The organism is Pseudophaeobacter flagellatus, assembly GCF_021228235.1.
Classification (GTDB): domain Bacteria; phylum Pseudomonadota; class Alphaproteobacteria; order Rhodobacterales; family Rhodobacteraceae; genus Pseudophaeobacter; species Pseudophaeobacter flagellatus.
This window is the reverse complement of record NZ_JAJQRG010000011.1, coordinates 132,818-145,913: the sequence shown is the minus strand read 5'-3', so window position 1 is coordinate 145,913 and position 13,096 is coordinate 132,818. Positions and strand designations below refer to the sequence as shown.

The 13,096-nt window shown below is 58.4% G+C and carries 12 protein-coding genes and 2 pseudogenes; 10 read left to right on the top strand and 4 right to left on the bottom strand.

Annotation, left to right across the window (positions count from 1 at the left end; translation table 11 throughout):
- The first annotated feature begins 88 nt into the window (after nt 1-88).
- The 5 genes from hpaD to LRK71_RS18060 all read left to right on the top strand — a co-directional run bounded on the left by hpaD (nt 89) and on the right by LRK71_RS18060 (nt 5,156).
- Nucleotides 89-940 (top strand): 3,4-dihydroxyphenylacetate 2,3-dioxygenase, encoded by an 852-nt coding sequence (gene hpaD / locus LRK71_RS18085; RefSeq protein ID WP_232405365.1) that lies wholly within the window; start codon nt 89-91, stop codon nt 938-940.
- A 68-nt stretch (nt 941-1,008) separates the two neighbouring features.
- Entirely contained in the window at nt 1,009-1,866 is an 858-nt protein-coding gene (locus tag LRK71_RS18080) for a fumarylacetoacetate hydrolase family protein (protein ID WP_232405364.1), read from the top strand.
- Nucleotides 1,863-2,663 (top strand): 2-oxo-hept-4-ene-1,7-dioate hydratase, encoded by an 801-nt coding sequence (hpaH, locus tag LRK71_RS18075; RefSeq protein WP_232405363.1) that lies wholly within the window; start codon nt 1,863-1,865, stop codon nt 2,661-2,663. Before LRK71_RS18080 ends, hpaH begins: the two co-directional genes overlap by 4 nt.
- 51 nt (nt 2,664-2,714) lie before the next feature.
- Nucleotides 2,715-3,773 carry an aldolase/citrate lyase family protein gene (locus tag LRK71_RS18070; protein WP_332460282.1) on the top strand — a complete coding sequence of 353 codons (1,059 nt, stop codon included), beginning with the start codon at nt 2,715-2,717 and terminating at the stop codon, nt 3,771-3,773.
- A 123-nt stretch (nt 3,774-3,896) separates the two neighbouring features.
- Nucleotides 3,897-5,156, top strand: a complete 1,260-nt coding sequence (locus LRK71_RS18060) for a nucleotide sugar dehydrogenase (protein ID WP_232405362.1) — start codon at nt 3,897-3,899, stop codon at nt 5,154-5,156.
- A gap of 64 nt (nt 5,157-5,220) precedes the next feature.
- On the opposite strand, the gene LRK71_RS18055 is transcribed toward LRK71_RS18060, so the two are convergent.
- The 3 genes from LRK71_RS18055 to LRK71_RS18045 form a co-directional block, all read right to left on the bottom strand.
- Nucleotides 5,221-5,409, bottom strand: a complete 189-nt coding sequence (locus LRK71_RS18055) for a hypothetical protein (protein WP_232405361.1) — start codon at nt 5,407-5,409, stop codon at nt 5,221-5,223.
- A 163-nt stretch (nt 5,410-5,572) separates the two neighbouring features.
- Nucleotides 5,573-6,379, bottom strand: coding sequence for a crotonase/enoyl-CoA hydratase family protein (locus tag LRK71_RS18050; RefSeq protein WP_232405360.1), 807 nt, complete (start codon nt 6,377-6,379; stop codon nt 5,573-5,575).
- 96 nt (nt 6,380-6,475) lie between these two features.
- Entirely contained in the window at nt 6,476-8,245 is a 1,770-nt protein-coding gene (locus LRK71_RS18045; RefSeq protein WP_232405359.1) for an acyl-CoA dehydrogenase family protein, read from the bottom strand.
- 131 nt (nt 8,246-8,376) lie between these two features.
- Here LRK71_RS18045 and LRK71_RS18040 point away from each other — a divergent pair, with 131 nt between their 5' ends.
- From LRK71_RS18040 to LRK71_RS18025, 5 genes and pseudogenes are all read left to right on the top strand, one after another.
- Nucleotides 8,377-9,438: an AraC family transcriptional regulator gene (locus LRK71_RS18040; protein WP_232405358.1), complete on the top strand. Its 1,062-nt coding sequence runs from the start codon at nt 8,377-8,379 to the stop codon at nt 9,436-9,438.
- 108 nt (nt 9,439-9,546) lie between these two features.
- Nucleotides 9,547-9,765, top strand: coding sequence for a helix-turn-helix domain-containing protein (locus LRK71_RS18035; protein WP_232405357.1), 219 nt, complete (start codon nt 9,547-9,549; stop codon nt 9,763-9,765).
- Nucleotides 9,765-10,029: pseudogene (locus tag LRK71_RS20600) on the top strand (transposase); the annotation flags it as partial. The gene LRK71_RS18035 and the pseudogene LRK71_RS20600, both read left to right, overlap by 1 nt.
- Nucleotides 9,975-11,162 (top strand): annotated as a pseudogene (locus LRK71_RS18030) (ISNCY family transposase); the annotation flags it as partial. The pseudogenes LRK71_RS20600 and LRK71_RS18030, both read left to right, overlap by 55 nt.
- A gap of 44 nt (nt 11,163-11,206) precedes the next feature.
- On the top strand, nt 11,207-11,605 hold the full coding sequence (locus tag LRK71_RS18025; protein ID WP_232405356.1) for a hypothetical protein: 399 nt from the start codon (nt 11,207-11,209) through the stop codon (nt 11,603-11,605).
- Between the two features lie 200 nt (nt 11,606-11,805).
- Here the strand turns inward: LRK71_RS18025 and LRK71_RS18020 are convergent, their stop codons facing one another.
- Nucleotides 11,806-12,519 (bottom strand): hypothetical protein, encoded by a 714-nt coding sequence (locus LRK71_RS18020; protein WP_232405355.1) that lies wholly within the window; start codon nt 12,517-12,519, stop codon nt 11,806-11,808.
- Nucleotides 12,520-13,096 lie beyond the last annotated feature (577 nt).

The window sequence follows — 13,096 nt, the reverse complement described above, 5'->3', positions numbered from 1 at the left end:
GGCCAAAAATATCCCGGGGTGAAATTTCAAATGCAAATTTGAAATTGAGGGGCTGGCCCCTCCCCCGCCTCACATAAGGAGAGCCCCCATGGGAGAGATCGTACTCGCCGCCAAAATGACCCATGTCCCAACCATGCTCATGTCCGAGCAGGACGGGCCGGTCAAAGGCACACGTCAGGCCGCCATTGACGGTCACGCCGAAATCGCCCGCCGCGCCAAGGCGCTTGGCGCCACCACCGTGGTGATCTGCGACACCCATTGGGTGATCAACGCAGGCTTTCACATCAATGCCAACAAACGCTTTGAAGGCCTGTTCACCTCAAACGAATTCCCACAATTCATTCAGGATCTGCCCTATGGCTACGATGGCAACCCCGCGCTCGGCGAGGCCATCGCCAAAGCCGCCACCGACAGGGGTGCCTATACGCTCTGCCATCAACTCGACAGTCTGGAGTTGGAATATGGCACCCTGGTGCCGATGCGCTTCATGAGCCGCGAACATGACATGAAGGTGGTCTCGGTGGCCGCCTGGGCCACAGTGCATGACCACGACGAGAGCCGCATTGTCGGCGAAGCGATCCGCGAAGCTGTTGAGGCCTCGGATGAAAAGGTTCTGCTGGTGGCCTCTGGCAGTCTCAGCCACAAGATCTGGGCCAATAAAGACTATGCCGCCAACAATGGCACCTTTACCATCTCCTCCGAGTTCAACCGCCAGATGGATCTGCATGTGCTGGAGATGTGGAAACAGGGCGACCATGCCACGTTCCTCAAAATGCTGGGCGAATATGCCCAATTCTGCTGTGGCGAAGGTTCGATGCATGACACGGCGATGCTCTATGGGGCGCTTGGCTGGGACACATACGACGGCAAATGCGAAGTGGTGACGGAGTATTTTCCATCCTCCGGCACGGGCCAGACCAATGTAATCTTCCCGGTCTGACCGGGCATCTCATCAAACAATGATACGCAGGGCAGCGCCACAGCGCCTGCTTGTGGAGGAGAAACCAGATGCGTTTTGCAACCTATAGCGCCGAGGGTGAGACATTCTTTGGCGCCGTCACCGAGGCGGGTATGATCGCGCTGAATGACGCCTGCCCACAATGGGCAACGCTTTATGATGTGATTGCCAATCAGGGCCTGGCGGAACTGGAAAAATCCGCCACCGGCAGGCCCGTGACCCACACGGACTATGTTTTTGAGATGGTACTTCCCAATGCGCCGCGCATCCTCTGCGTTGGGGTCAACTTCCCCGACCGCAACGCCGAATACAAAGATGGCAGCGCGCAGCCGAAATACATGTCGCTTTTCCCCCGCTTTGCCAGTGGCTTCACTGGCCATGGGCACAATCTGGTCCGCCCACCGGAAAACCACACCCTGGACTATGAGGGCGAAGTTGCCATCGTCATCGGCAAGGGCGGTCGCCGGATCAGCCAGGACGACGCCTATGACCATATCGCCGCCCTGACGCTCTGCAATGAGGGCACCATTCGCGACTGGGTGCGCCATGCCAAGTTCAACGTCACCCAAGGCAAGAACTGGGACAACTCCGGCGCCATCGGCCCCTGGCTGGTGCCTTTCACCGAGGCCAGACAGCTTGACGATGCCCGCATCATCACGCGGGTCAATGGCGAGGTGCGCCAGGACGATGTGCTGTCGCGGATGATGTTCCCGATCCGCCGCGAGATCGAATATATCTCCACCTTCATGACCCTGCAGCCCGGCGATATCATCATCACCGGCACCCCCACGGGGGCTGGCGCGCGCTTTGATCCGCCGCGCTATCTGAAACCCGGCGATGTGGTCGAGGTTGAGGTCGAAGGCATCGGCACCCTGCGCAATGGGGTTGAGGACGAGGTGAAATCATGACGCCGCAGGATCACGCCCAGGCAGCCACCGATCTGTTGCAGGCCGAGGCATCCGGTCAACAGATTGGCCTGCTGACCAAACGCCACCCGGACATGGGCATGGACGATGCCTATGCGGTGCAAAACGCCATCTACCACGCCAAACTGGCGGCGGGTCAAAAGGTGATCGGCTGGAAGATCGGCCTCACCTCCAAGGCGATGCAATATGCGCTCAACATCGACATTCCCGACAGCGGCATCCTGTTTGACGATATGCTGTTTGAAACCGGCGCCACGGTGCCAGCGGGGCGGTTTATCCAGCCCCGCATTGAGGCTGAGATTGCCTTTGTGATGAAAACCCCCATCGGCGGCGCCGATGTCACCCGCGCGCAGGTGATTGCCGCCACCGACTATGTGACGCCATCAATCGAGATCCTGGATACCCGCATCCTGCGCGCGGATCCGGAAACAGGGCAAACCCGATCCGTGTATGACACGATCAGCGACAATGCTGCCAATGCGGGCATCGTTCTGGGCAAGGAACGCCACGCAGTGGAGGCCCATGATCTGCGCTGGGTCGGGGCCATCACCTCGCGCAATGGCGCGGTCGAAGAGACCGGTTTGGGCGCCGGCGTACTGAATGACCCGGTTGAAAGCGTGGTCTGGCTGGCCCGGCGCATGGCGCAATATGGCCAAAGCATCGAACCGGGCCAGGTGATCCTGTCCGGCAGCTTTATCCGGCCTGTTGAATGCCCCTCGGGCAGCGATATCCACGCTGATTTTGGCCCCTTTGGCGCGGTTGACATTTGCTTCGCCTGACACTCCCCTAGCCGTAACACTGACGTTTCTTTTGCCACAAGGACATTGCCCATGCCTGCGCCACATAACGCCTTCAAGGCAGCCCTGAAAGCCGAAAGCCCGCAGTTGGGCTGCTGGCTGGGGCTTGCCGATCCCTATTGCGCCGAGATCAGCGCCGGAGCCGGCTATGACTGGCTACTGATCGACGCCGAGCATGCGCCCAATGACCTGCGCTCGATCACTGCGCAGCTGCAGGTGTTGGCCGCATCCGACAGCCACGCGATTGTCCGCCCTCCGATTGGGGAAACCTGGATGATCAAGCAGTTGCTGGATGCCGGCGCTCAGTCCCTGCTGATCCCGATGGTGGAAAGCGGTGCGCAGGCACGCGAGCTGGTGCGCGCTGTCACCTACCCACCCGAAGGGGGGCGCGGTGTTGGCTCCGCCCTGGCGCGGGCCTCGCAGTTTTCTGCGATCCCCGACTATCTGCAAACCGCTGACGATGAAATCTGCCTGTTGGTGCAGGTGGAAAACCGCGCCGGCCTGGCAGCGCTGGATGACATTCTGACTGTCGACGGGGTGGACGGCGTCTTTATCGGTCCCTCCGATCTCGCCGCTGATATGGGGTTCATTGGCAATGCCGGCGCCCCAGAGGTCGAGACCGCCGTACTGGACGCCCTGAAAAAGATCGTTACCGCGGGCAAGGCGGCTGGGATCTTGACCCTGGACCCAGCGATGCAAAAGGCCAGTCTCGCGGCGGGCGCCACCTTTGTCGCGACCCATATCGATGTGTTGCTCTTTGCCAATGCGATCCGGCGCGACGCCAAATCAGCCCTGGCACTGCTGCCAGACCAGACAGCCAGGGGCATGGCCAAGACCGAGGCCTCCAGCCGTTATTTGCAGCAGCTATGCAAACACTGGGCCCATAAAGGCGAAGTCGAATTTGACGAAACCAAAGGCAGCATTGTCTTTGCAAGTGGCCAAAAGGTGCGGCTGACGGCGACGGCCGATCACCTGCAGGTCAGCGCCAGCACCGGGCCGCGTGGGGACCTTGAGCAATGGAAACAGGTAATTGCAGATCACCTGACCCGCTTTGCCTTTCGTGAAGAGTTTGACCTGCAGTGGCTAGAGTGATCGGACAGGGATGATCGGATCCTGCCAGGGGCTGGCCCCGCTGTATCAGGCGGGCTATAGGGGGCGGGGACAGGCGGCATACGCACCTTGTATCAAAGCGCCGGAACAACGCAGGAGCAGACCTTGCAGGACCAGATTTGCATCATCGGCCTAGGCTATGTCGGCCTGCCCCTCGCGGTGGCCTTTGGCCGCCACCGCCCCACCCTGGGGTTCGATACCGACGCGCAGCGCATCGCAGATTTGCAGGCGGGCAGGGACCAGACGCGCGAAACTACCACAGCAGAGCTGGCCGAGGCCAGCCATCTGCGCCTGAGCAACGACGCCAGCGCAATTTCCGCCGCGCGGATTTATATCGTGACGGTTCCCACCCCAGTGGATGCCAACCACCGCCCCGACCTGACCCCCCTGCTGGCCGCGTCAAAAACCGTGGGCGCTGTGCTGAAACCTGGCGACCTGGTAATCTATGAAAGCACCGTCTACCCCGGCGCCACCGAGGAAGACTGCGTGCCCGTGCTGGAGGCCGAGTCCGGCCTGCGCTTTAACCAGGATTTTCATGTTGGCTATTCTCCTGAGCGGATCAATCCCGGCGACAAGACCCGCCGTCTGGCTGATATTACCAAGGTGACATCCGGTTCGACCCCCGCCATCGCGGCGCAGGTGGATGCATTATATAACGAGGTGGTGACCGCCGGCACCCATCTGGCCCCCAGCATCCGCGTGGCCGAGGCCGCGAAGGTGATCGAAAACAGCCAGCGTGACATCAATATCGCCCTGATCAACGAGCTGGCGATGATCTTCAACCGCATGGGCATCGACACCGAAGCGGTGCTGCAAGCGGCAGGAAGCAAATGGAATTTCCTGCCCTTCCGGCCCGGCCTGGTAGGCGGCCATTGCATTGGCGTTGACCCCTATTACCTGACCCACAAGGCGGAAAGCCTGGGCTATCATCCGGATATCCTGCTGGCCGGGCGGCGGCTGAATGATGGCATGGGCACCTATGTGGCGCAGCAGATGATCAAGGCCTTGGTGCAGCGCGGAAAACCAATGCGCCGGGTGCTGGTGATGGGACTTACCTTCAAGGAAGACTGCCCCGATCTACGCAATACCCGTGTGATCGATGTGGTGCGCGGACTAGAGGACTACGGTCTGCAGGTGGATGTGCATGACCCTCATGCCGATCCGGAACAAGCCCAGGCGGCCCTTGGCCTGACCCTGCAAGGCCAGCCTGAGGCGGGCGCCTATGACGGCATCATTCTGGCGGTGGCGCATAGCGTATTTCGCGCAATGTCAGCGGCGCAAATCCGCGCCTTTGGCGGCCCGGACGCGGTGCTTTACGATCTGAAATACATCCTATCACCCGAAGAGTCAGACCTGCGACTATAACCGCCGCCGCAGGGTCTCGGCACTATCGTTCTCTGGCCAAGCCTCAAAAGAAAAAGGCGCTGCGTTAAGCCTTGGTCTTGGGCGTGTTGCGCGCTGCCTTTTCTTCCTTGGTCATCTTGTTGTTCCAGACATTGTTGCTCAGTCCCAGCTCGTCTGGCATCGGCTTGGTCTTGCCAACACTGACCTTGCCGCCTTTGTTCAGGAACTCCTGAATAAGCGCGTCATCGGTGGTTTCTTTGGGAACATGTTTCATGCGGTCAATTCTTTCCTTTCACCCAACGAAGGGCAACAAAGCGATGCAGATCCGACAATGACAGACAGGGGCTGCCATGCTGTTTGTCTATCGCTTTGCAACGATCTTGACCAGCCATGTCACAAGATCGCCCTGCCCAATGGTCTGGGCAGGGCGGCAGGCTTTAGCTGTCGCGGCGCACGCGGGCGGCAGATTTATCGGCAAAGGCCGCCAGGCGCGCGCGGGCGTCCGGCTGGGTGTTGACCACCCCGGCCACCACGGATTCCGCATAGGCAGCATCCATGGCAGACATATTCTGCATGTGGCTTACGGCGGAACAGATGGCAAAGTTGGACAGCGGCAGATTTTCGGCGGTACGGCGCGCCAGTTCCAGCGCTTTGTCAAAGCTGGACCCTTCGACAATATACTGCGCCAGCCCCAGATCGCAGGCTTCTTGCCCATGATAGACCCGTCCGGTCAGCATCATGTCGATCATCCGGGATTTGCCAACCAGATCGGTGACGCGAATGGTGGCGCCACCGCCGGTGAACAGCCCGCGCTGGCCTTCAGGCAGGGCAAAATAGGTGGTGTCATCCATCACCCGGATATGGGCGGAGCTGGCCAATTCCAGTCCACCACCGACAACCGCGCCTTGCAAGGCGGCAATCACCGGAACCCCGCCATATTCCATCTTGTTGAATGCCTCGTGCCAGCGCAGGCAGACATGCATGAAATCGGCCGGGCTGCGGTCGGCATCGTGATGTTCGATCAGGTCCAGCCCGGCGCAAAAGTGATCGCCGGATCCCGCCAGAACCACCGCCTTGACCCCGGCGCGCGGCGCGGTGGAGAAGAAATCCACCAGCTCTTCAATGGTGTCGATATCCAGCGCATTGCGTTTGCTGGGTCGGTTGAGTGTCACGACCCAGACGCCATCGTCATGGGCCTGGAGGTCAAGGTTTTTAAAGCGGGAAAGGTCGATTTCGAGTGTCATGTCACGGTCCTTGCAACAATGGGGCAAAATGGAAGAGGGCTCCCCGGTCAGAGGGGGCACAGTGTCTACATGGAATGGCAAAGCCAACGGGCGGGGCTACAAAAGCGCCGCAGCCAGACTCTCGGCGCCCTCAAGACAGCGGGCGCGCTGCACCTCGGTTTCGCAGAGCAGATGATCGCCATAGAACCGGGCAGTGGCGATTTTCGCCGCCATAAAGGCGGGATCCTCGCCACGGCTCAGCCCGGCTTCGGCGGCCAAGAGCGCGCGCGCCATCTGCCAGCCCGAGACCAGATTGCCCGCCAACATCAGATAGGGAACACCGGCGCCAAAGGCTGCAGGCATCTGGTCTTTTCCAAGGCCTGTCAGATGCGTCACCACCGCATCAAAGGCTTCGCGCGCGGCACTCAGCCGGGCAGCCATGGCCTGCGCCTGCGGGCTGCCCTGCTGCAGCGCTGCTTCGGTTTCACCAATCAAAGCAGAGACATGCCGGGCAGTGGCACCGCCATCACGCAGGGTCTTGCGCCCCACCAGATCATTGGCCTGAATGGCGGTGGTGCCTTCATAGATGGGCAAGATCCGGGCATCGCGGTAATGCTGCGCCGCGCCGGTTTCTTCGATAAAGCCCATGCCGCCATGTACCTGTACCCCAAGGGATGCAACCTCAACGCCATTTTCGGTGCTGAAGCCTTTGACCAGCGGCGTCAGGAATTCGGACAGGGTCTTGGCCTCGGCGCGGGCCTCTGGGCTGGCGGCGTGGCGGGCCAGATCCTGACACCCGGCCGCATAGGTCGCCATGGCACGTGCGCCTTCTGTCAGGGCGCGCATCCGCATCAACATACGCCGTACATCGGGGTGGTGAATGATGGTCACGGCCTCGCGGGTAGAACCATCCACCGGGGCGCTTTGCACCCGCTCGCGTGCATAGGCCAGCGCCTGCTGATAGGCGCGCTCGCCAACGGCGATGCCCTGCAGGCCAACCGCGTACCGCGCCGAATTCATCATTTCAAACATATAGGTAAGGCCGGCATTTTCTTCGCCGATCAAAAAGCCAGTGGCACCTTCAAATTCCAGCACCGCAGTGGGGCTTGCCTTGATCCCCAGCTTATGTTCGACGCTTTGGCAGGTGACGCTGTTGCGCGCGCCCAGGCTGCCATCTGCAATGACCAGAAACTTGGGCACAAGAAACAGGCTGATACCCTTGACACCAGCGGGGGCCTCCGGCGTGCGGGCCAGTACCAGATGGACGATATTTTCGGCCATCTCATGTTCGCCATAGGTGATAAATATCTTGGTGCCGCTAATGCGGTAGCTGCCATCTTCCTGGACCTCGGCGCGGCTGCGCACCAGTGCCAGATCACTGCCGGCCTGAGGTTCTGTCAGGTTCATGGTGCCAGTCCATTTGCCGCTGACCAGGTTTTCCAGATAGGTCGCCTTGGTGGCACTATCACCCGCCGTCAGCAGGGCTTCGATGGCACCATCCGTCAGCAGCGGACACAGGGCAAAGCTAAGATTGGCTGCATTAAGCACCTCGGTGGCAGCCGCACCAACGGCGCGCGGCAGATCCTGCCCGCCAAAATCACCGGGATGCGGCAGGCTTTGCCAGCCCATTTCAACAAATTTCTGATAAGCCCCGGCAAAGCCATCAGGCAGCTGCACCCGACCGTCGCGCAGATGCGATCCCGCCTGATCCCCTGGCGCATTCAACGGCGCGATTTCTTCGGCGCAAAAGCGGCCAAATTCTTCCAGAACAGCGGCGGCATCGTCCAGCTCGACGCTGGCGTAGGGGGCGAGACCCGAGACCTCTGCCCAACGGGAGAGATGCGCGATATTGAACAACATATCTTTGACTGGTGCATCAAAACTCATGGGTGGGCACTCCTCTAAAAGTCTGGTTCGCCTTGCTCTTACTGCCAGATAAGGATCGAAAATGGCCGGGGCAATCTCTGCAACCGACGTAAACCTTGCATAAAGTGACAAAGCGGGGCAAACCCGAACGCATGCCTGTTGATCCAAACCCGGCAATCCTGCCCACCGTATCACGCGCCTTTCTAGAAGATTGGCTGCAGGTGCTGCGCCAGCAATGCCCGCCACAACAACTGCAGGGGTTCCTGCAACAAAGCGGGCTGGCCAGCATGGATTTGGCCAGACCCGGTGCCCGCGTCACCCATGACCAGATTGTGCGCCTGTATCAGCTGGTGGCAGTGGAAACCGGCGATGAAATGATGGGATTGTGGAGCCGCCCCATTCGCAGTGGCACCCTGAAACATCTGTGTTCCTCTATGCGCGGGGCCTCCTCTCTATCGGCGGCGCTGTTTCGCTTTTGCTCTTTCTGGAACCTGTTACTGGATGACTATCAATTGCAGCTGCAGACCGAAGGCACCGGGCTGTGCATCAACCTGCTGCCACGCGATCAGGCGGTGCCAATGCCGCCGCAGCGCTTTGGCCATATGCTGTTGCTCAAGCTGGCACATGGGGTGGCCTCTTGGCTGGCCGGCCGCGAGTTGCCGCTGGCGCGGGTGGGTTTTGCTTTTGCGCGCCCGACGTTTGCCCAAGACTATCCCGTACTGTTTCCCGCGCCGATCGTCTTTGCCCAAGCTCAGTCGCAGATTGTGTTTGGCGAACAGCTGGGGGATCTGCCCGTCACCCGCAGCGAGGCCGATATGCAGGCCTTCTTGCTCCGGGCACCGCGTGACTGGATCTTTACCAGCTATCGCACCCATGCCTTTGCGCTGCGACTGCGTGAGTTGCTGCTGCAATCGCCGCAGCTGGAACTGCAGCTCAAGCAGGCCGCCCTAGCACTGCATCTGACGCCGCGCACCCTGATCCGGCGGCTACAGGATGAGGGCAGCTCTTTTCAAGCCATAAAGGACGGGCTGCGCCGGGATATTGCGCTGCGCGATCTGACTCGCGGATTGAAGAGCATCGAAGAAATCGCCCAGGATATCGGCTTTGCCTCGGCTGCCAACTTCCACCGGGCATTTCGACGCTGGACCAATACAACCCCAGGCGAGTATCGCCGCCTTGGGCTGGCAACGGTATCGACACCGAATACCGTCTAGTTATTTCACATAAGACAGATTATCCGAAAACTGGGTGTGTAGCGGGGCACATTTTATTCTGGGTTGCGAAATTTCCCCTATCTTGCTGGAAAGCAAGGAGAATGAAAGATGGCGCATAGAGAGCTAAACCTGCGTGAACGGCGTGCGATTGAGGATATGTTGAATGCCGCGATCCCTGTGCGAGAGATCGCGGCGGAGATCGGCAGGCATGTCTCGACGATCTACCGAGACATCAAACGCAACGGCTACACTGATACTGAGCTGCCGGAATTGAATGGATACTACGGCGTGGTTGCGCAGCGGACAGCGACACAGAGATGGGCGTGATGGAACCCCAGCCCCAGCCAGCCCGTAAATCGATCACCTTTGATCGCGGGATTGAGTTTAGGAACTGGCGCAGGCTCAAACCTGGGATCGGAACGGAGGCGTGGTTCTGTGATCCGCAAGCACCGTGGCAAAAGGGTTCTGTCGAGAACCTGAACAAGCGCGCTCGCCGGTATCTGCCAAGGGACGCGCCTGTCGCCACGCAAGTGTCTGGGATGGCGCACACCAACAGAAGCCTTCAGGGAAGAACTGATGAAACTGAGATAGCGGAAACCGTCGCAACGGCCCTTGAGCCATCAGAGCAGTACCCGGATTTTGGCCCTACATTGGCAGCGGAGATGCTGGCGGAGCATCACGGGTTCAAAGTCTCGCGCGAGACGGTGCGCAAATGGATGGTTGAAGGTGGTATCTGGCTTTCGCGCAAGCAGCGCCGCGCTATTCATCAACCGCATTTGCGCAGAGAATGCTTCGGCGAGTTGATCCAGATTGACGGGTCAGATCACCGCTGGTTCGAGGATCGCGCCCCACCCTGCACGCTGCTAGTGTTCATCGATGATGCGACCAGCACGCTGATGGAACTGCGGTTTGTGAAGTCCGAGAGTACGTTCAGTTATTTCGAAGCACTGGAAAGTTATCTCCACAGGCATAGTCGCCCGGTTGCGTTCTACTCCGATAAACACACGGTCTTCCGCGTGGCCAAGGATGATGCCAAAGGTGGCGCGCGGATCACCCAGTTTGGGCGCGCGCTGAGCGAACTGAACATCGAGATTCTGTGCGCCAATTCGAGCCAGGCCAAAGGTCGTGTCGAACGTGCCAACCGCACGCTGCAAGACCGTCTGGTCAAGGAGCTGCGGCTCGCAGGTATCTCAGACATGGAGGCTGGAAACGCTTATTTGCAAGGCTTCAAAGAGCGTCACAACGCCAAGTTCGCCAAGGTACCGGCCAAGTCGGACAACCTGCACCGCGCACTCAATGTCGAGCCAGATCGGCTGACCGATGTCCTGTGCTGGCGTGAGAACCGATACGTTGGCAAGCAACTGACATTCTCCTATGACCGCAAGCGCATCATGCTCGAAGAGAACGAGATCACGCGCGGGCTGGTTGGCAAATACGTGGACACCTACGCATTTATCGACGGCCGGTTCGAGGTGCGCTCAAAAGGCTGTTCCCTGCCCTACAAAATCTTCGATATGGATCAACGCGTGACCCACGCCGCCATTACGGACAACAAGCGATTGGGCGCTGTTCTAGAACACATCAAAGAGCTGCAGGATGCAGCACCTCCGAAGCCGAGGGTACGAACCAATTCCGAGAAGATGGGCTACAAACCGAACGGACGGCGGCAAGGGCGACCGTCAGGATCACGGGCCAAAAACAAGACTGTACAGGCCGCAGAATAACCGCACTATGAGCGGCATTAACGTTCAACAGATCAGGCAAACCATTGGCAAATTGGCACGAAGCAATCTTAGCGAAGCTGGCAAACTACACAGGGCATAAGGTCGATGTCGGCGACGATCATATCGTTGTCTCTTGTGGCAACCCTGAGAGCTTTGATGTCTCAATCCATGCTAACGGTGACGATTGTCAGATCGGTTTCGACGGATGGCATGAACACTTTGACGCCGAAGAAGACGCCCTGAACTGTTTTGCATTTGGCCTTTCAGAAGAATGCCGTCTGAAAGTTGTCAAACGCGGCAACATGGAATGCAGTTGGACGGCGCAAGCCTTGCAAGATGGTACATGGGTCGATGACACTACGACTGGGTTGATCTTCGTACCGTTCTGGAGACCCAAGAAGGTCGAATACCGACAGAACACCATCACCAAAATCGAGACCTGAACCGCACTCCTCGCAAAGCCAGCCAGGACTGCGATATCTGAGGTCTCCGCCCTGTCAGGCTTTGCTCCCGTTGCGCCCCAAGGTAACACTTCTGCTTTGCAAACCGGGTGACATTTCTGAATAGCGTTTACACAAGGACGAAAATATTCCCAGCGGGAAAGCCACCGACCTTAGGACGGTTTGGGCCTGCACCTAAACGCTTAATGGCTGGGACAGTTCACCTTTTTATCGTCTACCAACTGGTGCGGATACTTCTCTTTCGCAGTTGTGGCAGAGGGTTCGCTTTGCATTTGTTCCAACCGCCAAATGCCATCGACATAACGCTTCACGAGTTCAACATAGAAACTAAGCTCTCGCGATTTCTTGGCCAACTCTTTGCCAAACTCAGCCATTCTTGCGCTATCACCAGACAGGCCCACCTCTGCCGCTGCGGACAGATCCAAAAGCGGCATGGCGATGTCAGACAGTACGCGGGTAGAGGTTTTGACATTCTGATTGCAGATATAGTCATCAAACCCAATATTGGCCTTGAAGGCATGATTGATACCGCCAAGGAAGATTTGGAATCTGACAATAATATTCAGAGAGCCGTCCTTGCCAAAGTTGGACATCACATGAGCCCCAGCCAAAATCAGCCCCGGTGATTCAATCACAAGTGTCGGAAAAGAAACCACTTCGGCCTCTTTCAGGGACAGTTTTGTCAGGCAGGCCTCTAGTCCGGCCGCAACATCGCGAACGAAAACGTCACGAAATCCCAACTCTGATGTAAAGGAGGTCCGATTGCGAAAATGCTGCTGCACGACCTCACATGACCGAACCTCGGGAGGCCGATCATCAGTCACCAGAACGTTTACAATAAACTTCCTAGTGTCAATTTCTTGAGCTGCGGCAAACGCATCAAGCGAGTTAAGCATATCCGCCCCCCGAGCTACACCAATAAAAACCTTCCACCAATAGGCCATAACTCAAGGTTATTTACAAGTTTCCAGCGGCTTCTCCCCCGGCCCATCTGCGCGAAATTTCGCCCGAAAATTGCTGCCAAAACAGGCCAGACAGGGGTGCCAATTTGCTACAACAGGCCTTCTGAATTTTGCTCAACGGGTCATTTGATCAACCAAATCATGAAATATACCAATGTGTTGCACCAACAACCCAGAATAGGATAGATCATCCGCGCCCCTTTACTCATTCCGCAGTTCGTCTCTTCACGCAGGGTTCGAATGTCCTACTGCAAAAATGGAGACAATTTTCTGAGCTTTCTCATGATGTAGCGCCATTCCACACCCGCCACCGGGCCCCTTAACGCCAAGCTCAATTATTTAACGCCAGAACAGGACGGTTGCAGCAAGGCAACGCAGGTAAAAAAAAACCTGGAGGAACGGCCGTTGCTGGCTCTGGTACGGTGCCGCAAGCGGATGAACAGGCTCCGACCGGACAGGGGTGCATATCTTGTCAGCGACAAACTCAGACAGGCCCCCTTTCCCCGGCTAA

Excerpts from the sequence above, each read along its gene's own strand:
- hpaD (WP_232405365.1), top strand. The coding sequence starts at position 89 with ATGGGAGAGATCGTACTCGCCGCCAAAATGACCCATGTCCCAACCATG.
- LRK71_RS18080 (WP_232405364.1), top strand. The coding sequence starts at position 1,009 with ATGCGTTTTGCAACCTATAGCGCCGAGGGTGAGACATTCTTTGGCGCC.
- hpaH (WP_232405363.1), top strand. The coding sequence starts at position 1,863 with ATGACGCCGCAGGATCACGCCCAGGCAGCCACCGATCTGTTGCAGGCC.
- LRK71_RS18070 (WP_332460282.1), top strand. The coding sequence starts at position 2,715 with ATGCCTGCGCCACATAACGCCTTCAAGGCAGCCCTGAAAGCCGAAAGC.
- LRK71_RS18055 (WP_232405361.1), bottom strand. The coding sequence starts at position 5,409 with ATGAAACATGTTCCCAAAGAAACCACCGATGACGCGCTTATTCAGGAG.
- LRK71_RS18050 (WP_232405360.1), bottom strand. The coding sequence starts at position 6,379 with ATGACACTCGAAATCGACCTTTCCCGCTTTAAAAACCTTGACCTCCAG.
- LRK71_RS18045 (WP_232405359.1), bottom strand. The coding sequence starts at position 8,245 with ATGAGTTTTGATGCACCAGTCAAAGATATGTTGTTCAATATCGCGCAT.
- LRK71_RS18040 (WP_232405358.1), top strand. The coding sequence starts at position 8,377 with ATGCCTGTTGATCCAAACCCGGCAATCCTGCCCACCGTATCACGCGCC.
- LRK71_RS18035 (WP_232405357.1), top strand. The coding sequence starts at position 9,547 with ATGGCGCATAGAGAGCTAAACCTGCGTGAACGGCGTGCGATTGAGGAT.
- LRK71_RS18020 (WP_232405355.1), bottom strand. The coding sequence starts at position 12,519 with ATGCTTAACTCGCTTGATGCGTTTGCCGCAGCTCAAGAAATTGACACT.